The 20,734-nt window shown below is 29.0% G+C and carries 27 protein-coding genes and 1 riboswitch; of the genes, 18 read left to right on the top strand and 9 right to left on the bottom strand.

Features of this window, described 5'->3' with window-relative positions:
• Positions 1–13: 13 nt before the first annotated feature.
• Genes FYJ27_RS01085 through yedE form a run of 3 tightly spaced genes read right to left on the bottom strand, consistent with a single transcriptional unit; the run spans position 14 to position 1,608 of the window.
• The gene (locus FYJ27_RS01085) at positions 14–301 is read right to left on the bottom strand and encodes a DUF3343 domain-containing protein (RefSeq protein WP_154481797.1); all 288 of its coding nucleotides are present in this window, start codon (positions 299–301) and stop codon (positions 14–16) included.
• An 8-nt stretch (positions 302–309) separates the two neighbouring features.
• Positions 310–522, bottom strand: a complete 213-nt coding sequence (locus tag FYJ27_RS01080; protein WP_154481794.1) for a sulfurtransferase TusA family protein — start codon at positions 520–522, stop codon at positions 310–312.
• A complete protein-coding gene (gene yedE / locus FYJ27_RS01075) occupies positions 523–1,608 on the bottom strand; it encodes a YedE family putative selenium transporter (RefSeq protein ID WP_154481791.1) in 1,086 nt (361 codons plus the stop codon). It abuts the gene before it with no gap.
• Positions 1,609–1,785: 177 nt separating this feature from the next.
• Between yedE and FYJ27_RS01070 the strand changes: the two genes are divergently transcribed.
• Positions 1,786–3,135, top strand: a complete 1,350-nt coding sequence (locus tag FYJ27_RS01070; protein WP_154481788.1) for a [Fe-Fe] hydrogenase large subunit C-terminal domain-containing protein — start codon at positions 1,786–1,788, stop codon at positions 3,133–3,135.
• Positions 3,136–3,150: 15 nt separating this feature from the next.
• Complete coding sequence (locus FYJ27_RS01065; protein WP_154481785.1) at positions 3,151–3,813, top strand: DUF421 domain-containing protein; 663 nt, start codon at positions 3,151–3,153, stop codon at positions 3,811–3,813.
• On the opposite strand, the gene FYJ27_RS01060 is transcribed toward FYJ27_RS01065, so the two are convergent.
• Positions 3,810–4,490, bottom strand: a complete 681-nt coding sequence (locus FYJ27_RS01060) for a Crp/Fnr family transcriptional regulator (RefSeq protein ID WP_154481782.1) — start codon at positions 4,488–4,490, stop codon at positions 3,810–3,812. The two genes, FYJ27_RS01065 and FYJ27_RS01060, sit on opposite strands and share 4 nt — an antisense overlap.
• A gap of 229 nt (positions 4,491–4,719) precedes the next feature.
• Here FYJ27_RS01060 and FYJ27_RS01055 point away from each other — a divergent pair, with 229 nt between their 5' ends.
• The 4 genes from FYJ27_RS01055 (at position 4,720) to FYJ27_RS01040 (ending at position 7,082) form a co-directional block, all read left to right on the top strand.
• Positions 4,720–5,313 (top strand): DUF4230 domain-containing protein, encoded by a 594-nt coding sequence (locus FYJ27_RS01055; protein WP_154481779.1) that lies wholly within the window; start codon positions 4,720–4,722, stop codon positions 5,311–5,313.
• A 61-nt stretch (positions 5,314–5,374) separates the two neighbouring features.
• Entirely contained in the window at positions 5,375–5,815 is a 441-nt protein-coding gene (locus FYJ27_RS01050; RefSeq protein ID WP_154481776.1) for an NUDIX hydrolase, read from the top strand.
• 59 nt (positions 5,816–5,874) lie between these two features.
• Complete coding sequence (locus tag FYJ27_RS01045; RefSeq protein WP_154481773.1) at positions 5,875–6,363, top strand: methylated-DNA--[protein]-cysteine S-methyltransferase; 489 nt, start codon at positions 5,875–5,877, stop codon at positions 6,361–6,363.
• A gap of 23 nt (positions 6,364–6,386) precedes the next feature.
• On the top strand, positions 6,387–7,082 hold the full coding sequence (locus tag FYJ27_RS01040; protein WP_154481770.1) for a DNA alkylation repair protein: 696 nt from the start codon (positions 6,387–6,389) through the stop codon (positions 7,080–7,082).
• Between the two features lie 228 nt (positions 7,083–7,310).
• Here the strand turns inward: FYJ27_RS01040 and FYJ27_RS01035 are convergent, their stop codons facing one another.
• Positions 7,311–7,817 (bottom strand): flavin reductase family protein, encoded by a 507-nt coding sequence (locus FYJ27_RS01035; protein WP_154481767.1) that lies wholly within the window; start codon positions 7,815–7,817, stop codon positions 7,311–7,313.
• Between the two features lie 188 nt (positions 7,818–8,005).
• On the opposite strand from FYJ27_RS01035, the gene FYJ27_RS01030 reads away from it, so the two are divergent.
• From FYJ27_RS01030 to FYJ27_RS01005, 6 genes are all read left to right on the top strand, one after another.
• Entirely contained in the window at positions 8,006–8,353 is a 348-nt protein-coding gene (locus FYJ27_RS01030; protein WP_154481764.1) for an ArsR/SmtB family transcription factor, read from the top strand.
• A 51-nt stretch (positions 8,354–8,404) separates the two neighbouring features.
• The gene (locus FYJ27_RS01025) at positions 8,405–9,409 is read left to right on the top strand and encodes a permease (protein ID WP_154481761.1); all 1,005 of its coding nucleotides are present in this window, start codon (positions 8,405–8,407) and stop codon (positions 9,407–9,409) included.
• A gap of 18 nt (positions 9,410–9,427) precedes the next feature.
• Positions 9,428–9,655, top strand: coding sequence for a thioredoxin family protein (locus tag FYJ27_RS01020; protein ID WP_154481758.1), 228 nt, complete (start codon positions 9,428–9,430; stop codon positions 9,653–9,655).
• A 59-nt stretch (positions 9,656–9,714) separates the two neighbouring features.
• Positions 9,715–9,773, top strand: a riboswitch (Fluoride riboswitch).
• Between the two features lie 61 nt (positions 9,774–9,834).
• Positions 9,835–11,019: a cation:proton antiporter domain-containing protein gene (locus FYJ27_RS01015; protein WP_154481755.1), complete on the top strand. Its 1,185-nt coding sequence runs from the start codon at positions 9,835–9,837 to the stop codon at positions 11,017–11,019.
• A 179-nt stretch (positions 11,020–11,198) separates the two neighbouring features.
• Positions 11,199–11,924: a L,D-transpeptidase family protein gene (locus FYJ27_RS01010; protein ID WP_226807600.1), complete on the top strand. Its 726-nt coding sequence runs from the start codon at positions 11,199–11,201 to the stop codon at positions 11,922–11,924.
• 422 nt (positions 11,925–12,346) lie between these two features.
• Positions 12,347–12,862, top strand: a complete 516-nt coding sequence (locus FYJ27_RS01005; protein WP_154481752.1) for a ferritin — start codon at positions 12,347–12,349, stop codon at positions 12,860–12,862.
• 45 nt (positions 12,863–12,907) lie between these two features.
• On the opposite strand, the gene FYJ27_RS01000 is transcribed toward FYJ27_RS01005, so the two are convergent.
• On the bottom strand, positions 12,908–13,138 hold the full coding sequence (locus tag FYJ27_RS01000) for an alpha/beta-type small acid-soluble spore protein (protein ID WP_154481749.1): 231 nt from the start codon (positions 13,136–13,138) through the stop codon (positions 12,908–12,910).
• Positions 13,139–13,497: 359 nt separating this feature from the next.
• Between FYJ27_RS01000 and lysA the strand changes: the two genes are divergently transcribed.
• From lysA to FYJ27_RS00985, 3 genes are read left to right on the top strand one after another with little or no spacing between them, the layout of a single operon-like run.
• Positions 13,498–14,760 (top strand): diaminopimelate decarboxylase, encoded by a 1,263-nt coding sequence (lysA, locus tag FYJ27_RS00995; protein WP_154481746.1) that lies wholly within the window; start codon positions 13,498–13,500, stop codon positions 14,758–14,760.
• 24 nt (positions 14,761–14,784) lie between these two features.
• Entirely contained in the window at positions 14,785–15,621 is an 837-nt protein-coding gene (gene dapF, locus FYJ27_RS00990) for a diaminopimelate epimerase (RefSeq protein WP_154481743.1), read from the top strand.
• 30 nt (positions 15,622–15,651) lie between these two features.
• Positions 15,652–16,902, top strand: a complete 1,251-nt coding sequence (locus FYJ27_RS00985) for a dicarboxylate/amino acid:cation symporter (protein WP_154481740.1) — start codon at positions 15,652–15,654, stop codon at positions 16,900–16,902.
• Positions 16,903–16,937: 35 nt separating this feature from the next.
• Here FYJ27_RS00985 and feoB read toward each other — a convergent pair whose 3' ends face one another.
• Both feoB and FYJ27_RS00975 read right to left on the bottom strand, forming a co-directional pair.
• A complete protein-coding gene (gene feoB / locus FYJ27_RS00980; RefSeq protein WP_154481737.1) occupies positions 16,938–19,064 on the bottom strand; it encodes a ferrous iron transport protein B in 2,127 nt (708 codons plus the stop codon).
• Positions 19,065–19,079: 15 nt separating this feature from the next.
• Complete coding sequence (locus FYJ27_RS00975) at positions 19,080–19,325, bottom strand: FeoA family protein (protein ID WP_154481734.1); 246 nt, start codon at positions 19,323–19,325, stop codon at positions 19,080–19,082.
• 158 nt (positions 19,326–19,483) lie between these two features.
• Between FYJ27_RS00975 and FYJ27_RS00970 the strand changes: the two genes are divergently transcribed.
• The 3 genes from FYJ27_RS00970 to FYJ27_RS00960 are packed head-to-tail and all read left to right on the top strand — an operon-like array spanning position 19,484 to position 20,498.
• Complete coding sequence (locus tag FYJ27_RS00970; RefSeq protein ID WP_154481731.1) at positions 19,484–19,639, top strand: spore coat associated protein CotJA; 156 nt, start codon at positions 19,484–19,486, stop codon at positions 19,637–19,639.
• Between the two features lie 13 nt (positions 19,640–19,652).
• A complete protein-coding gene (locus FYJ27_RS00965; RefSeq protein WP_154481728.1) occupies positions 19,653–19,913 on the top strand; it encodes a spore coat protein CotJB in 261 nt (86 codons plus the stop codon).
• Between the two features lie 12 nt (positions 19,914–19,925).
• Complete coding sequence (locus tag FYJ27_RS00960; protein WP_154481725.1) at positions 19,926–20,498, top strand: manganese catalase family protein; 573 nt, start codon at positions 19,926–19,928, stop codon at positions 20,496–20,498.
• Positions 20,499–20,514: 16 nt separating this feature from the next.
• On the opposite strand, the gene FYJ27_RS00955 is transcribed toward FYJ27_RS00960, so the two are convergent.
• Complete coding sequence (locus FYJ27_RS00955; protein WP_154481722.1) at positions 20,515–20,712, bottom strand: alpha/beta-type small acid-soluble spore protein; 198 nt, start codon at positions 20,710–20,712, stop codon at positions 20,515–20,517.
• Positions 20,713–20,734: the final 22 nt, after the last annotated feature.

Below are 20,734 nucleotides of genomic sequence, written 5' to 3'. Positions count from 1 at the left end.
TTAGCAAAAAAAACTACTCATTGTTTTGAGTAGTTTTTTTAATATGGTTTAAAAGCCAGGATTTCCTCTCTTTTTTAACTATTTTATGAAATTCATTAAATTCTAATTTTTTTTCTTCGCATATTTCAAGTATTTTTTCTTTCTTTTCACAAGGTATTTTAGCAGATAATCCACAGCTAGAACTAATCTGTCTAGGTACAGGCATTAATTTTATAGAAAAACCAATTTCTTTAAAGAATTTTTCAAAAGCTAATGCCTCTTGTGTTGTATGAAAAGTAATTACACAATAAAAATCATTCATTGAATCACCTATTTCTGAATATGAAGGATGAAATAGCCTTTATCTTCCTCAACATCAACCTTATATCCACTATTTTTTGCAAAACGTGTTACATTTTCAACTGCTACTTCCACATCTACAAGTATATCGAAAGATTCTTCTGGGTTTTCATCTAAGGCATTTTTCGTCATTATCACTGGTTCAGGACAAGATCTTCCTCTAGCATCTATAGTTTTAGCCATTTACATTACCTCCTCTTTTTTTCTTCTTTCTTTTAGGACATCTTTAACTACACTATTTCCAATTAAAATTACTACAATAAGTCCTATGATGACTGCTAACTTTCCATTTGGAGTAACTCCTTCAGGACTAGAAGCTATTTGAAAATTGTGTGCAAAAGCTGCACCAACAATTAAACCTAATACAGTGATTCCAGCATCTGAATCTCCTTCACTGGCTAGTATTGTTTGTCTTAGTGGACATCCACCTAAAAGGATAGAACATATACCAGTTAGAACCATCCCTAAGAAATTCCAAAGGTGATTTGTATGGGCTACTGGTTGGTTAGCAAAACTTATTTGAAAAGTATCGAAATTTAAGACTAGATTACCTATTAAATTGAAAATAAATATACCTAGTATACCCCATAGAAAATGATAGTCCTTAATAAGTATTGCATCTCTAAAACCACCAGCAGTACAAATTCTTGATCTTTGTAATATGAAACCTGAAATTAGTCCCAAAGCTAGCGCAATAAATACTGGAGCTCTCATGGAACCAGGTCCTTCTGTGCTGAAAAAGATAAAAGATGGCTTTATTAATAAAAGTAATAGTAGAAATACAGATAAAATTGGAATGATATAAGCGGATATTTTAGTTTGCTTTGTACTTCGTCCTAGAGAGTAACCTTTTTTTAAGAAATGAATTCCAATGTAAATACCTAGTAAATATCCAAGAAGACCAAATATAGCATTTAAATCTCCATTAGCAAGTCTCAATATCATTCTAAGAGGACAGCCTAAAAATACTAATGCGCCAAACATTAAAAATATGGCTAGTACAAATCTTATTATTGGAGATGAGCCACCTCTAGATTTAAATTCTCCACCTAAAACTGCAGCTAATACTCCTCCGAAAATAAATCCAATGATTTCAGGTCGTATGTATTGCACAACTTCTGCCCTATGAAGGCCTAATGCTCCAGCAATATCCCTATAGAAGCATGCAACACATATACCCATGTTTCCTGGGTTTCCCAGTTTCATTAAAATAGCACCTATTAAACCTATGATCCCACCATAAATAAAGATTTTTTTATTCTCTTTCATTCTAACACCCCTTTATTTATATATTTATTCCATAATTCAATTATATAAAATTATAGTTTTTTATTAAAATAATAAATATCAATACTAGTTAAAAAACTATCAAACTAATCTATAGTAGATAAAATATATATGGAAGTTTTGGGGAATATTATATTTAAGGTTAATGGAGGGATTGAAATGGAAAAAACAAAGTATAGGCAATTATTTAAAGAAATACTTAAAGCTTATTATGAAGAAGTATTTGAAGAAAAAATAGAAGAAATAATGAATAGAGAAGATATAGATAAAGAAAGCCTTTCAAAAGTAATTTCTGCACTCTGTGGCGTAGAAGTAAATTATTCAGATAACTTTTCAGAAGATTTAAAATTTGCTATTAAAAATTATCAAAAAACTAACAAAGTTGTTATAAATACATCACCTTGTACAAAAAACTGTGTAAAAGTTGATGATAAAATTATTTGTGAAAATGCCTGTCCTTTTGATGCAATTATAGTAGATAAAGAGACATTGCTTCCTAATATAAGTATTGATTTATGTGTGAACTGTGGTATATGTGTAGATTCTTGCAAAAATAAAAATTTTATAGACAAAATAGAGTTTCTCCCTATTTTAGAAATATTGAAAGAGAATAAAAAAGTAATTGCTGCAGTGGCACCTTCTATAGCTGGACAGTTTGGTGAGAATGTGTCTATGGGCCAATTAAGAGCAGCTTTGAAATATATAGGATTTGAAGATATGGTAGAAGTAGCTTTTTTTGCTGATATTTTAACTATAAAAGAAGCAGTAGAATTTAACAGGCATATTAATAAAGAAAAAGATTTTTTACTCTCCTCTTGTTGTTGTCCTATATGGGTTGGTATGATAAAAGGAAGATTTAAAGAATTAGTTAAATATACTTCTCCGTCTGTTTCTCCTATGATTGCAGCAGGAAAAATTATAAAAGAAATCGATCCAGAATGTAAGGTAGTATTTATAGGACCTTGTGTAGCTAAGAAGGGAGAAGCAAAATCAGATGATATAAAAGATGCAATAGATCATGTACTTACTTTTACTGAACTTAAAGATATATTCGAAGTATTTGATATAGAGCCAAATAAATTTCATGAAGAACTATCGACCCAATACTCATCTAGGGGAGGTAGGATATATGGGAGAATTGGAGGAGTATCTTCAGCTGTAGAAGATGCAGTGAAGGAAATGTATCCAGATAAAATAGAATTATTTACATCGGAACAGGCTAGTGGCATAAAAGAATGTAAAGCTATGCTTCAATCTGCTTTAAAAGGAGAAACTAGTGCAGCATTTTTAGAAGGAATGGGTTGTGATGGTGGCTGTGTAGGTGGACCTAAGACTATTATTTCAAAAGAAAAAGGCAAGGAACATATAGAAAAATATGGGGATGATTCTAAAGTTAATATTTCAGTAAACAATAAAATAATGAAAAAATTCTTGAGAAATATAGGTATAGATAATATTGAAGATTTTGAAGATAAAAGAAAAGTAAAAATCTTTGAGAGGAAACTTTAGGGTAGGAGGATATCAATGATTGTTATTGAATTTTCAAAGATTATATTAAAAACAACATTAACCTTTATCACTCTTTTAATATTAACAAGAATGCTTGGAAAAAAACAATTAAGTGAATTAACATTTTTTAACTATATAACAGGTGTAACTATAGGCTCTCTTGCAGCTAATACTATTATTAATACAAGTTCTCAATATTTGAATGAGATGATTAAATTGATTTGGTGGATATTACTTACTATATTTGTGACTTTAATATCGTTAAAATCATCTAGGGTTCGGGTATTGTTGGAGGGTGAACCAATTATGGTTATAAAAAATGGAAAAATAGTAGAAGAGGCTCTTAAATCTACTAAAATAAATTTAGATGATTTAAGTATGCTCCTTAGAAGTAAAGATATTTTTTCAATAACAGAAGTTGATTATGCTATATTGGAATCTAATGGTGAATTAAGTATATTAAAAAAACAAGAAAACCAAAAAACTCAAAACCGTCTTTATATGCCTATTGAAATTATAATTGATGGAAATTTAATTTATAGAAATTTAAAGGAATTAAATATCGATAAAACCTGGATTTATAAAGAACTAAAAAATCAAGGAATAAATTCCATAGAAGAAGTTCTCTATGGAGAAATACAAGAAGACGGTTCTCTTTACATAGACAAAAAATCCTAGTTTATTAAACACCCTTCTAACAGTTTTATATCAACTATTTTAATCACATTTTTATCGAAATCTATTATTCCCTCATCTCGCATTTTCGCCAATTCTCTAGATAATGATGGCCTTGGTACATTTAAAACTTCGGCCATTTTTTTTCTTCCATAAGAAAATTCAAGAAAATTATTATTTTGTTTTTTATATTCATCTAAAAGAAAGTTTGCTATTTTTTTCCTTATGGTTTCATATGACAAAATTTTTATTTTAGAATTTAGCATGAGGATTCTGTCAGAAAGAATTGTCATAAAATTACCTAGAAATTTGTTATTAATACTGCAAATATTTATAATGTCGTTTTTATGGATAAACATTATTTTACTGTTATCTATGGACATAATAGTTGCTGGATATACATGTTTCTTTGAAAAAACTATGGCTTCGCCAAAAATATTTCCCGATTTAAATCTATTTAATGTAACTATATTGCCGGAAGGAAATGTTTTTTGAATTTCTACTAACCCATCTAATATAATACCTAAATTTACACACTCTTCTTCTTCTATAGCAATTATTTCACCTTTTTTAAAGCTAGATATTTTATAATCAATACTTTCTAATATTTTTTTTATTTCATTATTAGTCATATCTTTAAATAATACGCATTTACTCAATACATCTACAATTTTGTTCATTGAATACCCCCAGTGAATATATACTGCTTATTTTATCATATTTTATTATATATTAATCAACAAATCAATTATAGCCTGGGAAATAAATATGACGTTTTTTAGGGAAATATATAAGTGCAAAAAGGATAATTTGGCATATTATAAAATATTATATCTATATAAGTAGTTGAAAATGTATGTAAATTTTAATAAAATTAGGCTATGAATATATAAATTAAGGAGCGATTTTATGAGAAGCAAAACAAAAAAGAAACCATATATAACTATTTTTTTAATAATATTAGCCATTGTCATAGCATTATTTTTTTATATTAGATTTTCAATTAAGAAGGAAACCGATATGTTGTCAGACACTATAGAAGAAGAAATATCTAAATTATTAGATCTATCTACGGTAAAATATAATTATACAAATGTTGTAGCATACAAGGATAAAAAGAAATTTAATGGGTTAAACATGCCTTTTACTAATAAAGGATTTCTTATTAAATATAGTGGATATATAAAGGCAGGAGTGGATTTAAAAAGTGCCGAAATAGATGTAAAAGATCTGAAGAATGTTGAGATAAAATTGGACAAACCTAAAGTGTTGGATAATGTAATAAATGAAGAAGATTCTTATGTATATGATGAAAAAGAATCTGTTTTTAATCAACTTAAATTAAAAGATTTATACGATGTTCTAGTAAAAGAAAAGGAAAATATGGAGAAAGAAGTAATAAAAAAAGGAATATTAACGGAGGCAGAAAAAAATACAAAAGAAATATTGACATCTTTTCTTAAAAATTTAGGATTTGAAAATGTAAAAATTGTATTTAAATAGGAAAAATATGCTGTTTTATATGATATATTATGTATAATAACAAATGAATAGGGGGGATTTTATGATTTGTGAGGTTTATGATTTAAACCGTTTAAAAACTTATAAATATGTAGTGATTATAGCAAAGTATCATGGCAAATGGATTTTGTGCAAACATAAAGAAAGAGATACATGGGAAACTGCTGGTGGACATATTGAATTAGGAGAAACTCCATTGGATGCTGCTAAAAGAGAATTATTTGAAGAGACAGGAGCTGTTTCATTTGACATAAAACCTATATTTGATTATTGGGCTGCAGATAAAACTTCTGACGTTAATGGATCTGAAGCTAATGGAATGGTTTTCTATGCAGATATAAAAAAATTAGGTGATTTGCCAGAAAGCGAAATGGAAAAAGTAAGATGTTTTGAAACGTTGCCATCTAATTTAACATACAAGGACATTACACCAAAATTATTTCAGCATTTAGATAAAAATTTCAAGCATTTATTATCAGTATAATTTGTAGTACTCTATATTCTTGTTTATTTTTATGTAATATGAGGAAAGGATGATTCAGTATGAAAATTGTCTATGATACTTATGATTCTCCATTAGGGACAATATATATAGTAGTGGATGAAATAGGGGTTAGAAGAATAATACTTTTTGAAAATGAATGGTTGGAATATAGGAATAAATACAACAATATAAAACAAGATAGAAGATTATGTAATAATGTAATAAGAGAATTGGATGAGTATTTTAACAAAGAGAGAAAAGAATTTCAAGTGTCACTGTCTATAGAAGGTACTGAGTTTAGAAAAAAAGTATGGGAAGCTTTAAGGAATATTCCTTATGGTGAAGTTAGAAGTTATTCACAAATAGCAGAAGCTATTGGAAACCCTAAAGCTGTAAGGGCAGTAGGACAAGCAAATAGGGCGAATTTACTTCCAATAATAATACCTTGTCACAGAGTCGTAGGTAAAAGTGGAGAATTAATGGGATATGCAGGGAATAAAACATCCGTAAAGCAATTTTTACTTGAACTAGAGGGAGTGGAGATTTAATTTAGATATGTAGGGGGGGAATTATGGTAAAATATAGTGACATAAATCAATATATAGATGAAATAACAGGGGTATTGAAAGAAAATTCCAATAAAGATAATATAGAACAAATGGAAAAGTATATGAAAAACAACTTTCAGTTTTTAGGCATTAAAGCCCCTCAAAGAAGAAAAATAAGTAGAGTATTTTTGAAGAAAGATAATAGACCAAAATATGACCAAATAGAAATAGTAGTTAAAAAATTATGGGAATTGCCAGAAAGAGAATACCAATACTTTGCGTGTGATCTTTTGGAGAAATACAATAAAGATTTCTCAAGAGAGATTATTAATCTATTTGAGTACATGATAATAGATAAATCTTGGTGGGATACAGTAGATATAATTTCTAAGAAATTAGTAGGAGAATATTTCAAACAATTTCCTGGAGAGAGAGATAAATATATTAAAAAATGGATAAAATCAAATAATATTTGGCTGCAAAGAACTACGATATTATTCCAATTAGGATATAAAGACAGAACTGATATAGGGTTATTATTTAATATAATAGAAATTTTAAAAGATAAAGATGAATTTTTTATACAAAAAGCTATTGGTTGGGCACTAAGAGAATATTCAAAAACTAATCCTAAAATAGTTAAAGAATTTATTGAAAATACAAAATTATCACCATTAAGTGAACGTGAAGGTATGAAAATTGTTAATAAAATAGTTTAGGAAGGTGCTTATGACAAATAATATTTGGTCTAACTCTGCTGGTCATTCAGATTGCTCAGATGATCCAAACTATTTTAAAATGATTAGAAAAACATTTAATTTTGGAGATAACTTATAATTGTTTGATGATGGATATGTAGAAAAATTAGATAATAAAAAGTAGAACAGTTAAAGAAAAAGCTGCTTTAAAGCAGCTTTTTATAAAATAAAAAGAATCATCCCTATACTTTATTCTTTTATATAACAATTAACTATTTTTCCATAGTATAATATATGGTAGTCGTTGTTTGTATAGTATTTTTCCTTAATGTTATCATCTAAAGTTCCAGGTTCCATAGCTTGTTTATATACTATTTTACATTCATAGTGGAGTTCACAATTTTCAATTATAGGTGTGCCTACTTTTATACCATCTTTTAACTTTAGATTACATTCTTTAAATTTATTAACATCCCTTCCAGACTTAGTTCCACAAAAGGCTAATTCTTTTTTCATATCTATTTTAATAGGTATACTTACTGTAAACTCATCAGAGTTTTCTAGTAGATTATAAGTATGTCTAGAATATCTAACAGCCACAGTAAATATAGGCATACTCCATATGACTCCAATATTTCCCCATCCTATAGTCATAGTATTTACTTCATCACCACTTTTTACAGTAAGGAAAGCTCCATTATTTATCTGCTCAAGAGCTTCTTTAGAATAATCATTAAAATTAACTTCTTTGAACATACAAAATATCCCCCTTAAATATAATATTTGATCTAAGTTATAATATATTATATATTTCTATATTTATTATAAAAAACCTTTATAGATTATTTAGTAGTATTAAACTATTGACAAATAATAAGAATAAAAGTATTATAATACATATAACCATATAACTATATGGACATATAATAATAAGGAGTGTTAATATGGATGAATTAACAAATTACTTTAAATTGCTTTCAGATGAAACAAGACTTAGAATAATGGTGCTTTTATACCACAGAGAACTATGTGTTTGCCAATTATGTGGAATAACAGGTATATCTCAACCTAATATATCTAAACACCTTGGAAGGCTCAGAGATTCAGGCTTAGTAAAAGATGAAAGAAAAGAGCAATATATTTTTTATTCATTAAATATGAAAGATAAATTATTTGAAAATATACTCAAGAACATAGTTGGAAATGTGGAAGAATATCCAATTTTAAAATCAGATATAGAAAAAAGTAAATCTGCAGAAAAATATATTGAGTTAGCTAATATGTGTAAATAATTATTTAAAAAACTAACAATGTATAACTAGAAATGATAGGCGGTGAATTTGATGGGAATTTTTAATTGGCTAAATGATCAGTTATTGAAAATGAAGTGGTTGTGGGATTTAGTAGAATTATTAGTGGAAAAAGTATTTGGATTATCTATAGAAAGTAAAGTAGGAGGAAGTGTACACTTTTTTATATATGATACTATAAAGATTTTTATATTGTTATCAGTTTTAATATACATTATATCTTATATACAAAGCTATTTTCCACCGGAGAGAACTAAGAAAATTATTGGACGTTTTAAAGGAATAAAAGGGAATATACTTGGAGCATTATTAGGTACCATAACTCCATTTTGTAGTTGTTCAAGTATACCAATTTTTATAGGATTTACATCAGCAGGATTACCTTTAGGATCAACATTTTCATTTTTAATATCTTCTCCTATGGTAGATTTAGCTTCTCTTATGCTATTAATGTCTTTTTTTGGTGCAAAGATAGCAATATCCTATGTAGTTGTAGGTGTTGTTTTGGCAGTTATAGGAGGAAGCTTAATTGATAAACTTCATATGGAAGAGTATGTTGAAGATTATGTATGGGGAGTAGAAGATGTAAATAATGAGTCTGGTGAAATGACTCGTAAAGATAGGGTTTATTTTGCTAGGAGTCAAGTGAGGGATATAGTAGGCAGAGTATGGCCATATATTTTAATAGGTGTAGGTATTGGAGCTGCAATACACAATTGGATTCCACAGACAATTATAGAGAAAGTATTGGGACAAAATAATCCATTTTCTGTTTTAATAGCTACTATTATTGGAATACCTATTTATGCTGATATATTCGGCACTATTCCAATAGCAGAAGCTTTAGTTGCTAAAGGTGTTGGTATTGGAACAGTTTTATCTTTTATGATGGGAGTAACTACCCTTTCTTTGCCTTCTATGATTATGCTAAGTAAAGTTATAAAGCCAAAATTATTGGCAACATTTATAACTATTGTAACAATAGGGATAATAATTATAGGCTATTTATTTAATGCTTTATCTTTTATATTTATATAAATTAAGGAGGATTCTATTATGAAAATTAAAATTTTAGGTACTGGGTGTAGGAAATGTAATAAATTAGAAGAAAACACAAAGAGAGCAGTAGCAGAACTAGGAGTAGATGCTTCAATAGAGAAAGTCGAAGACATAAAGAAAATAGTAGAATATGGTGTTATGAGTACACCTGCCCTTGTAGTAGATGAAGAAGTTAAGTTTTCAGGAAGAGTACCAAAAGTAGAAGAAATAAAAAAACATTTGTAAATATATAGTTATTTGATTTTCATGAAGAATAATGATAAATTAATATTAGTATATAATTTAATATTAAAGGTGATGGAGTTCACCATAACTGCGTAATGCTAATGACTCCTATGGGTAATATTTATTATCTATAGGAGTTTTTGTTTTGTAAAAAATTAATTATATTAGGGAGTGGTTTTATGGCTAAAAGCTTAGCAATTATATTATTATTAGGGTTGCCAGCAAATAGATTTTTTGAAAATATGAGAATGCCAGGTTTATTAGGAATGTTAATTTTAGGTATAATAATAGGGCCTTATGGTCTTAATTGGATTAGACCTGAAATGATTAATATATCATCAGATTTAAGAAAAATTGCTTTGATTATTATTTTATTAAGGGCAGGGTTTGGAATTAATAAAAATGATTTAAAGAAAGTTGGAACTTCAGCTATAAAAATGAGTTTTATACCAGGAGTAATAGAAGGATTTTTTATTGCTTTTGCCTCAATAAAAATTTTTGATTTTTCTTTTATAGAAGGTGGAATATTAGGATTTGTTCTTGCGGCAGTTTCTCCTGCTGTTGTAGTTCCTTCAATGCTGGATTTAAATAAGAATAAGATAGGCACGGATAAAGGTATTCCAACATTGATAATGGCTGGAGCTTCTATTGACGATGTTTTTGCTATTACTATATTTAGTGCTTTTTTAGGTCTATATAATGGTAATAATATAAATATTGGTATTCAATTATTAGGAATTCCAATATCTATATTATTAGGTATTGTAGGTGGTATAATTATTGGTTATATGTTATTAAATATTTTCAATAAATATCATATACGTGATACTAAAAAGGTTTTATTAATACTTGGTTTTTCAATTTTATTTACTGAATTAGAAAATTTATTGAAAAGTAAAATTTCAATAGCTTCCCTATTAGGAGTCATGACAATAGGTTTTATTATATTAGAAAAAAGACCTGAGGTAGGTAAGAGATTAGCTATAAAGTTTGATAAAATATGGGTTTTTGCACAAGTATTTCTTTTTGTTTTAGTTGGCGCACAAGTTAATATTTCAGTTGCACTTGATTCTGGAATAAAAGGTATTATTCTTATACTAATTGGTCTTATAGGAAGAAGTATTGGAGTCATAATATCTCTTCTAGGAATTGATTTAAATTGGAAGGAAAGACTGTTTTGTATAATATCCTATATACCTAAGGCAACTGTTCAAGCTGCTATAGGAGGAGTCCCTTTATCTTTAGGTGTAGCATCTGGAGATGTGATTTTAGCAGTAGCGGTACTATCTATTTTAATAACAGCTCCTTTAGGAGCTATAGGAATAAGAGTTTTTTCAGAGAGTTTTTTGACAGTAGAAAAATAGGTTTTATAGAGGTGGTATATATTAAACCAAAGATGAATGGCTTAAAAAGACAATAGTTATTATTGGTAGTAAGGTAGGAAATTAAAGGAAGATAAATTGATTTGAATTAGTGCCTAATTATTTATAGTCTTAATGAAAACCCCTATTGCATATAATGACTATATAGGGGGGAATATATAGTGCTTAGGCGGATTAAGGTAGTGATTTTAAGCTTTTTTCTTATGATTATAGTAATCGTTGTTGGAAATCAAATACATTTGTCCTTGGTTGAGAAAAATAAAAACAATAACTATGAAGATGTATATTCAACTAATAAAGAATCAAATCTATCTATACTCATTGAAGTAGATAGAAAAATTTTATACTTAATAGATATGGATACAAATGAAATTATAAAAAAATATGTAGTAGCTACAGGAAAGCCTGGTTCTCCTACGCCTTTAGGTACTTTTAAAATAGTTGAAAAAGCTGCATGGGGAGGAGGATTTGGCTCTAGATGGATGGGGTTAAATGTCCCTTGGGGAAAGTATGGAATTCATGGCACTAATAAACCAGATTCTATAGGTTATAATGCTTCAGCTGGATGTATCAGAATGAGAAATCAAGATATAGAGGAACTTTATTCAATGGTAAAACATGAAACTATTGTTACTTTAGTTTCTGGTGAATATGGTCCCTTTAGTTATGGATTTAGAACAATAAAACCAGGGGATAGAGGTGCTGATGTAAGAGAAGTTCAAAAAAGACTTAAGCAGAAAGGATACTATGAAGGATCAATAGATGGAGTATATGGTAATGGAATGAAGTCTGCATTGATAAATTTTTTAAAGGATAATAATATGTCTATAACTGATAATATAGGGCCTAATATTTATGAAAAACTTGGAATAGTACTTATGGATTAAATATTTATATAAACCCCTTTACAAAGAGAGAACTTTTTTCTATAATATTGTGGTCGGACTTATTATTATTACTTTCAGGAGATGGTTTATATGATATGTAAGAGATATGAAATTCAACGTGGCTATCTTCTTTATAGAGATGAGCTAGTATTTAAATCTATTTTACACGAATTATTCTGGAGAGCGAAAATGAAAAGTAAAGGGTGTAAAATTAAAGAAATGAGACGTTACAATTAGTCTTTTAAATATTTTTTAAAAAATTCGAAGAAAACTTTTGTTTATTTTAAACAGAAGTTTTCTTTTTTATTCATGTACTTGATATTAGCAAAGATGCTATAATAATATCAAGATATATTTATTAGGTTAAAGTGCTTTTTTATGGGTATATTAAATATGCTAATGATTTTTAAGGAGGCGTTTTTATGTTATCAGAAAGATTAGTTGAAGAATTAAACAAACAAATTAAGTATGAGTTGTATTCATCTCATTATTATCTAGCTATGGCTGGATATTGTCTTGGTGAAGATTTACCTGGATTTGCAAACTTTTTTATAGCACAAGCTGAAGAAGAGAAGTTCCACGCTATGAAATTTTTTAATTTTGTAGATGAAATGGATGGAAAGATTAAAATATTAGGATTGGAAGAGCCAGAAGATGATTATAAGTCAGTTTTAGATGTTTTTAAAGCAGCTCTTGAACATGAAAAATTTGTGACAAAGAGAATATATCATCTAATGGATATTGCAACAGAGGAAAAAGAACATGCTACTATTAGTTTCTTAAGATGGTTTGTAGATGAACAAATAGAAGAAGAAAATAGTATGAAAGATATAATTGCACAACTTGAAAAAATCAATGAAGATAGTCATGCAATATATATGTTAGATAAAGAATTAGGCCAAAGGGTATTTACAGCACCTGCAGATTCTGAACAATAAAATATAAAAAAGATAGGCCCTTTTGGACCTATCTTTTTTATATATTTATCTAGTAGTTGTTCCACCACTCATATTTTTTTGAGCCATTTCCACCAATCTTTTAGTCATATTTCCACCAACATAACCATTTTGTCTAGATGGTAAATTACCTTTATCCATTGTTTCATAGTTTGACATTCCTAGTTCAGATGCAATTTCTGTTTTCATTTGATCTAGTGCTTGACGTGCTTCAGGAACTAATATTCTGTTACTTCCAGTATTATTATTATTAGCCAATTTGTTCAACTCCTTTCTAAAATTATAATTTATATATTAAATTGGTGTATTAGTATTATGTGTAGAAAAAGAACTAATAAACATGTATTTTTTTCATTAACTATATTATTCTTCAAGAAAATCCAAAAAAATCATTTTAAACACATAATTCTAGTTAAGAAAACCGGAAATAAGTTCGTAATTATGAAAAGCCCTAAATTGGTGTTTCTCAAATAAAAACTTAAAATAGTTCGATAAAACGGAAAAAATATCTTAAGCATATGGTTATAAGCTTATATTCCTTACTGTATAGAATGGCATTAATATTGCTTTATTAATCAGTATAACTAATTTTAAAATTAAGAAAGGATTTGATATATATGGCTAATTTTTTATTTTCTAATACAGATACTGTTAAACTTGCTGAAAAATATGGAACACCACTTTATGTAGTTTCAGAAGATATTATAGTAGAGAGATGTAATGAGATTAAGAGGGATTTTACGGAAAGACATAAAAATACGATGGCAGTCTATGCAAGTAAAGCTTTTTTAACAAAAGAAATGGCAAGAATTATAAAAAGAGAAGGATTGGGAATGGATGTTGTTTCTGGAGGAGAACTTTATACTGCAATAAAAGTAGATTTTCCTATGGAAAAAATAGTTTTTCATGGGAATAATAAAACCTTAAATGAAATAGAAATGGCAGTAAAGCATAATGTCGGCAGAATAGTAGTTGATAATTTTTATGAACTAGATTTGTTAGGAAAAGTAGCTAAAAAATACAAGAAAAAAGCCAATATATTATTTAGAATAACTCCAGGTGTAGATAGTCATACACATAAGTATATAAGAACTGGACAAATAGATTCTAAATTTGGAATACCATTGAATGAAAATATAATTCATAAGGCAATATTAAAAGCTATGGAATTGGAATATGTTGAGCTTAAAGGGTTTCATTTTCATATTGGTTCTCAGCTTCAGGAAAATGAAACCCATGTAAAAGCGATTAAGATTATTGCATCTTTAATGAATGAAGTGAAAAATGATATTGGGTTTATAACTAAAGAATTAAACACTGGTGGTGGTTATGGTATTCATTATAATGGAAATGAACATAGAAAACCATTAAGGTATTTTACAGATGCTATAATGGAAGAATTGGAAAAAGAATGTGAGAAATATAATTTAGAAAGACCAAAGGTAATTATAGAGCCAGGTAGATGGATAGTAGGTGAGGCAGGAATCACTCTTTATACAATTGGTTCAATAAAAAATATACCAGGAATTAGAACTTATGTAGGAATAGATGGAGGTATGCCTGATAATCCAAGACCAAGCCTTTATAATGCTAAATACGAAGCCTTAGTTGCTAATAAGATGGATGAGGAGCCTAAAAATATTGTTACAGTTGCAGGTAAGTGTTGTGAATCTGGAGATATACTTATTTGGGATTTAAAAGTACCATATATAGAGTCGGGAGATATATTGGCAGTACTTTCTACTGGTGCTTATAACTACTCTATGGCAAGTAATTATAATAGAATACCGAGACCAGCTGTAGTGATGGTTTCCAATGGAAAAGATAGATTAATAGTGAAGAGAGAAACTTATGATGATATAATAAAAAATGAGATCTAAAAAATTTGATAAATGGGTGATATTATGAAGTTTACTAAGATGGTGGCGGCTGGTAATGATTTTATATTGTATAATGGCTTTGATTATACTGTAAATAATTATAGTAATTTAGCTAAAAAATCTTGTGATAGACATTTTGGAATTGGCGCTGATGGTATAATGGTATGTGAGAAGTCTGATGTAGCTGATATTAAAATGATTTATTATAATTCTGATGGCTCTAGAGGAGAAATGTGTGGAAATGGTATAAGATGTTTTTCTAAATATGTATATGAAAATAAAATATTAAATAAAAAGAGTTTTACCGTTGAGACATTAGCAGGTATAAAGACTATATGGTTGGAAACTAATGATGATGATATAGTGGAAATGATAAAAGTTAATATGGGAGTACCTATATTTGAAAGTAATATGATACCTGTTAATATAAATAGTGACGAAGTTTTATTAGAAAGTATAGTTATAGATGGAATAAATATCATGTTTTCTTCTGTATTAGTAGGGGTGCCTCATACAGTTATATTTGTTGATGATATAAAACATGTGGATATAAATGGTTTAGGAGAGAAGCTGGAAAGTCATTCTATCTTTCCTGAAAAAACTAATGTAAATTTTGTGGAAATATTAGATAGAAATAATATAAATATATATACTTGGGAAAGAGGAGCTGGAAGAACTTTAGGATGTGGCACAGGCTCTTGTGCTAGTGTAGTGTTGGGCAAAAAATTAGGAAAGCTAGACAGTGTAGTGAATGTAAAAACTGAAGGGGGACATCTCCAAGTTGAATTAAAAAATAATTATAATATATATATGAAGGGAGGGGCTACTACTATTTGTACTGGAACAATGCTTGACCTATAGAAAATAATAAATATAAAGAGGTGAAGTATAATGGTAAATGATAAGAAAAAAAGTTTTTGGCAATATTATAGATTTCCAATTATACTCCTTTCGTCTATAATATTGGGTTGTATAATAGGTTTGATTATGGGAGAAAAAGCTTCTATTTTCAAGCCTTTTGGGGATATTTTTTTAAATGCTATGTTTACTATAGTAGTACCATTGGTTTTTGTAACAATTACTAGCGCAGTATCTAGTATGGCAGATATGAGGAGGCTTGGGAAAATATTAGGAAGTATGCTACTAGTATTTGTAATTACCGGTCTTATAGCTTCCATAATAATGATAGCAACTGTAAATATATTTCCTCCAGCTAAAGGGGTTCATATTGAAATGCCAGAAGCAGAGGAGATTGAGCCACTGAAAACTTCTGAACAAATAGTTTCGGCTATAACTGTTACTGATTTTACAGAATTAATTTCAAGAAAGAACATGCTACCGTTGATTATTTTTTCTATATTCTTTGGATTATGTGTAGGATTAATAGGTGAAAAAGGTAAAAAAATTGCAGAAGGATTGAATATATTATCGGAAGTTTTTCTAAAGATGGTTTCAATTATTATGTACTATGCTCCTATTGGCCTAGGCGCTTATTTTGCAGCTTTAATCGGAACATTTGGTCCAGAACTTTTAGGTTCATATGCTAGAGCCATGGTGGTATATTATCCAATTTGTATTATTTATTTCTTTGTGGCTTTCTTCTTTTATTCATACTTTGCAGGAGGGATGAATGGAGTTAAAACTTATTTTAAAAATATATTTCCAGTAGCTATAACTTCTATAGCTACTCAAAGTAGTGTTGCTTCATTACCTGTAAATTTAGAAGCGGCAAAGAAAATAGGTGTACCTAAAGATGTAAGGGATATAGTTATCCCCATAGGAGCTACAGCTCATATGGATGGATCGTGTTTAAGTGCTATACTTAAAATTTCTTTCATGTTTGGAATATTTGATATGCCTTTTAAAGGTATAGGAACTTATGCTACTGCTATAATTATATCTGTATTAAGTGGAGTGGTTATGTCTGGAGTTCCAGGTGGAGGCCTTATTGGAGAAATGCTTATTGTAAATCTATATGGATTCCCAGCAGAGGCATTCCCTATTATAGCTACTATAGGATATTTAGTTGATCCACCTGCAACTATGATTAATGTAACTGGTGACTCTTTAGCTTCAATGATGGTTACAAGAATAATTGAAGGTAAGGATTGGATGTCCAAAAAACTAACAGCTAATGAATAATAAAAAAGCCTGGTGTTTTTTTGCCAGGCTTTTTATTATATTAGATAATATACAAGTCTACCAATTATATTAACTATAAAAGTGACTAGTATTGCAACAATAGTAGTTAGGAAAAAAGTAAATATAGACCATTTTCTTCCTCCGGTTTCTTTTTTTATAGTTAAAAGAGTAGTTCCACAAGGAAAATGCAATAAGGAAAAAAGCATGAAGTTAAGACCAGTTATAAAAGTCCAGCCATTGTTTGATAATAAATTCTTCAACGTTTCTATACTCTCAAATTCAAGCATTGCTCCTTTTGACATATAACTCATTGTTAATATAGGAAGCACTATTTCATTTGCAGGAAGACCTAATATAAATGCCATCAGTATATAGCCATCTAGTCCTAATAATTTTGCAAAAGGATCTAAAAAATTTGCTGATATATTTAGAATGCTTGCTCCATTTATAGTTATATTTGCAAATATCCAGGTTATAGCTCCAGCAGGTATAGCTACCATTATAGCCCTACTGAGGACAAAGAGAGTCCTATCTATAAGACTTCTTATAAGTATTTTACCTATTTGTGGTTTTCTATAAGGAGGTAACTCTAATGTAAAAGATGAGGGGACTCCTTTTAAAAAAGTTTTAGATAGAAATCTAGATACTGTCAATGTCACAAATATTCCAATAAGTACTACAAAAACTACAGATATAGCCGCTATAATTGAACTATATTTTTCATTTACTAATCCTCCAATAAATATAGTTGACATTGCTATTATTATTGGAAAGCGACCATTACAGGGGACAAAATTATTAGTTATTATTGCAATAAGTCTTTCTCTAGGTGAATCTATTATACGACAGGCCATAATTCCTGCAGCATTACATCCAAAACCCATACTCATAGTTAAAGCTTGCTTTCCGTGAGTTCCAGCTTTTCTAAATGAATTATCAAGATTAAAAGCTACTCTTGGTAGATATCCTAAATCTTCAAGTAGTGTAAATAGTGGGAAGAATATAGCCATTGGTGGCAACATAACAGATATTACCCAAGCAAGTGTTCTGTATACTCCTAAAATCAATATTCCATATAGCCAATCAGGTGGATTTAGTTTTAAAAATAAATAAGATAATTTGTTTTCAAAACCAAACAAAATTTTTGCTAAAAGCTCAGAAGGATAGTTAGCACCTACTATGGTTATCCAAAATATTAAACCCAGTAGTATGAGCATAATAGGATATCCTGTTATTTTATTTGTAAGTATATCATCTAATTTTTTATCCCAATCTATTTTTCTATTATCTTCTATTGAAACTACTTCATCTGCTATTTGTTCTGCATTTTCATATATAGTAGTTACAATTTCATCCCCTATATTTTTATTTTCTTTAATGATATTTTCAATTTCTTCTAGAGGTTCACTAGTGAATCCATTTTCTATTAGAAAGTTTCCTAATTCATTTTTTATATTTTTATCTCCATCTATTAATCTAAGAGCAATCCATCTTAGATTATGACTTTTATCCATATAAATAGAAAGTATATTTTCTATTTTTGTGATTGTGTTTTCTATTTCAGGGCTATATTTTACTTTATTAGGATCAATTTTATAATTTGAATTGCTAATATTGTAAATAGTATTTAAAAGTTTTTCAACTCCTATACCATCCCTTGCTACTATAGGTACTATGGGCACCCCTAATTCATTTTCTAATTTTTCAATATCAATCTTTATACCTTTTCTATTAGCTTCATCTATTAAATTTAGAGAAACCACTACATTATCAGTTATTTCCGTTATCTGAAGGACTAAGTTTAAATTTCGTTCAAGGGAAGTAGAATCTACAACTACTACTGTTATTTCTGGTTCTCCAAAACAGATAAAATTTCTTGCAATTTCTTCTTCTTGAGAATTAGCAAATATTGAATAGGTTCCTGGCAAATCTACTAATAAAAAACTTTCATTTTCATAGTTAAAAGTACCTTTGGCATTGGAAACAGTTTTTCCAGGCCAGTTTCCTGTATGTTGTTTTAAACCAGTAAGATAATTGAATAGTGTACTTTTCCCAGTATTAGGATTTCCAGCTAAAGCTATAACAGTATTGTACATCTCTTTTTCTATAATATATTCATCTTTAACTAGTGTTAATCCACTAGATTCATGGGTGAGTCCCATAAAAAAACCTCCAATCTATAATATATTTATTAAAATTTTCTCTGCTTCACTAGTCCTTAGTGCAATAATGGTCCCTCTTATGTTATAAGCAATGGGATTACCTGATGGGCTAACTCTTTCATTTTTTATAATAGTATTTTGTGTAATACCTAGATCTAAAAACCTTCTTCTTTTATTTCCACCACATAGTATATTAATTACTTTTCCAGACTTCTGTACAGGTAACTCTGCAAGTGAAATTATATTATTGAGATTTTCCATAAAATTACCTCCTTAAAAAGACTTCACTTATCCATGCTATTCTAAAGTTATTATATGAGACAGCAGAAAAAAGGTTCTTTAGAATTTAGAAAGTTACAGGAACTTTTTTAGCTTTAAAGCGTAATATATTATTGCAAATAAAATTAGGAGGGTTGAAAATGAGAATTGAATCAAAAAGAAGAGAATTTCAGTTGGCTAGAGCCTATGTGCCTTTTCAAATTATGAACAATGTATACAATTCAAAAGAGGCATTAAAAAAGGGCACTCTTTTCCCAGAATTATATATGCCATATAAATATGAAAAAAGATATTAATGGAGGTGTTTTTATGGATAGAGAGCAAGTTTGTTTATTGAAAGAAATTATGGAAATAAGCTTTGTATTAGATGAGACATCACTTTATTTAGATACTCATCCAAATGATGAGAGAGCACTAAGACTTCATAATAATTATGCTCAAAAATATAGTGAAATAGTATCTTTATATGAAGCTAAATATGGGCCATTGCAAAACCATAATATGAGTCAATATCCATGGGCTTATATTAATGGACCTTGGCCTTGGGAATTTGACTATAGATTATGTTGAGGAGGTTAGTATATGTGGATTTATGAAAAAAAACTTCAATATCCTGTAAAAGTAGATACATGTAATCCGACTTTAGCAGCTATGCTTTTAGAACAGTTTGGAGGAGCAGATGGAGAGCTATCAGCTGGAATTAGATATTTAACACAAAGATGGACTATGCCTACTGATAGAGCTAAAGGGCTTTTAACAGATATAGGTACAGAAGAATTAGCTCATTGGGAAATAATAGGGACTCTAGCTTGGAAATTAGTGAAGGATGCTTCTGAGGAAGAGATTAAAGGTACACCTTTTGAAGCTCACTATGTGAATCATGGAAAAAGCCCATTTCCACACAATGCAGCTGGAGCACCATGGACAGCTAGTTATATACAATCTAAAGGAGATCCAATAGCAGATTTACATGAAGATATGGCAGCGGAGCAGAAAGCGAGAGCTACTTATGAGTACTTAATCCGGATAAGCGATGATCCTGGTGTTATAGATACATTAAGATTTTTAAGAGAAAGGGAAATAGTACATTTTCAAAGATTTGGAGAAGCATTGATGATAGTACAAGAAGATTTAGATAGTAGGAAATTTTATTAGCCCCAAAACTTTGGGGCTAATCTTTGTTTATTAAATTTTCTTCTCCCATTTCAACTAATTTTCTGGTCATAAGTCCTCCAACTTTACCTGCATAGAATATATTTTTAGTATTATCAACAGATTTATCTAAAGTGGTATCAAGTCCTAATTCTTTACTTATTTCAGCTTTAAATTCTTCAAGTCCAACTCTTGCATTAGGATCGATTTTGTCCATTGAAATTCCTCCTTATTTTTTA

It is taken from the genome of Anaerosalibacter bizertensis (assembly GCF_009696605.1).
In the GTDB taxonomy this organism is placed as follows: domain Bacteria; phylum Bacillota; class Clostridia; order Tissierellales; family Sporanaerobacteraceae; genus Anaerosalibacter; species Anaerosalibacter bizertensis.
The sequence above is the reverse complement of the archived record's forward strand: the minus strand, read 5'-3'. Positions and strand labels throughout refer to the sequence as shown.

Coding starts and splice junctions, on each gene's coding strand:
- FYJ27_RS01085 (WP_154481797.1), bottom strand. CDS start 301: ATGAATGATTTTTATTGTGTAATTACTTTTCATACAACACAAGAGGCA.
- FYJ27_RS01080 (WP_154481794.1), bottom strand. CDS start 522: ATGGCTAAAACTATAGATGCTAGAGGAAGATCTTGTCCTGAACCAGTG.
- yedE (WP_154481791.1), bottom strand. CDS start 1,608: ATGAAAGAGAATAAAAAAATCTTTATTTATGGTGGGATCATAGGTTTA.
- FYJ27_RS01070 (WP_154481788.1), top strand. CDS start 1,786: ATGGAAAAAACAAAGTATAGGCAATTATTTAAAGAAATACTTAAAGCT.
- FYJ27_RS01065 (WP_154481785.1), top strand. CDS start 3,151: ATGATTGTTATTGAATTTTCAAAGATTATATTAAAAACAACATTAACC.
- FYJ27_RS01060 (WP_154481782.1), bottom strand. CDS start 4,490: ATGAACAAAATTGTAGATGTATTGAGTAAATGCGTATTATTTAAAGAT.
- FYJ27_RS01055 (WP_154481779.1), top strand. CDS start 4,720: ATGAGAAGCAAAACAAAAAAGAAACCATATATAACTATTTTTTTAATA.
- FYJ27_RS01050 (WP_154481776.1), top strand. CDS start 5,375: ATGATTTGTGAGGTTTATGATTTAAACCGTTTAAAAACTTATAAATAT.
- FYJ27_RS01045 (WP_154481773.1), top strand. CDS start 5,875: ATGAAAATTGTCTATGATACTTATGATTCTCCATTAGGGACAATATAT.
- FYJ27_RS01040 (WP_154481770.1), top strand. CDS start 6,387: ATGGTAAAATATAGTGACATAAATCAATATATAGATGAAATAACAGGG.
- FYJ27_RS01035 (WP_154481767.1), bottom strand. CDS start 7,817: ATGTTCAAAGAAGTTAATTTTAATGATTATTCTAAAGAAGCTCTTGAG.
- FYJ27_RS01030 (WP_154481764.1), top strand. CDS start 8,006: ATGGATGAATTAACAAATTACTTTAAATTGCTTTCAGATGAAACAAGA.
- FYJ27_RS01025 (WP_154481761.1), top strand. CDS start 8,405: ATGGGAATTTTTAATTGGCTAAATGATCAGTTATTGAAAATGAAGTGG.
- FYJ27_RS01020 (WP_154481758.1), top strand. CDS start 9,428: ATGAAAATTAAAATTTTAGGTACTGGGTGTAGGAAATGTAATAAATTA.
- FYJ27_RS01015 (WP_154481755.1), top strand. CDS start 9,835: ATGGCTAAAAGCTTAGCAATTATATTATTATTAGGGTTGCCAGCAAAT.
- FYJ27_RS01005 (WP_154481752.1), top strand. CDS start 12,347: ATGTTATCAGAAAGATTAGTTGAAGAATTAAACAAACAAATTAAGTAT.
- lysA (WP_154481746.1), top strand. CDS start 13,498: ATGGCTAATTTTTTATTTTCTAATACAGATACTGTTAAACTTGCTGAA.
- dapF (WP_154481743.1), top strand. CDS start 14,785: ATGAAGTTTACTAAGATGGTGGCGGCTGGTAATGATTTTATATTGTAT.
- FYJ27_RS00985 (WP_154481740.1), top strand. CDS start 15,652: ATGGTAAATGATAAGAAAAAAAGTTTTTGGCAATATTATAGATTTCCA.
- feoB (WP_154481737.1), bottom strand. CDS start 19,064: ATGGGACTCACCCATGAATCTAGTGGATTAACACTAGTTAAAGATGAA.
- FYJ27_RS00975 (WP_154481734.1), bottom strand. CDS start 19,325: ATGGAAAATCTCAATAATATAATTTCACTTGCAGAGTTACCTGTACAG.
- FYJ27_RS00970 (WP_154481731.1), top strand. CDS start 19,484: ATGAGAATTGAATCAAAAAGAAGAGAATTTCAGTTGGCTAGAGCCTAT.
- FYJ27_RS00965 (WP_154481728.1), top strand. CDS start 19,653: ATGGATAGAGAGCAAGTTTGTTTATTGAAAGAAATTATGGAAATAAGC.
- FYJ27_RS00960 (WP_154481725.1), top strand. CDS start 19,926: ATGTGGATTTATGAAAAAAAACTTCAATATCCTGTAAAAGTAGATACA.
- FYJ27_RS00955 (WP_154481722.1), bottom strand. CDS start 20,712: ATGGACAAAATCGATCCTAATGCAAGAGTTGGACTTGAAGAATTTAAA.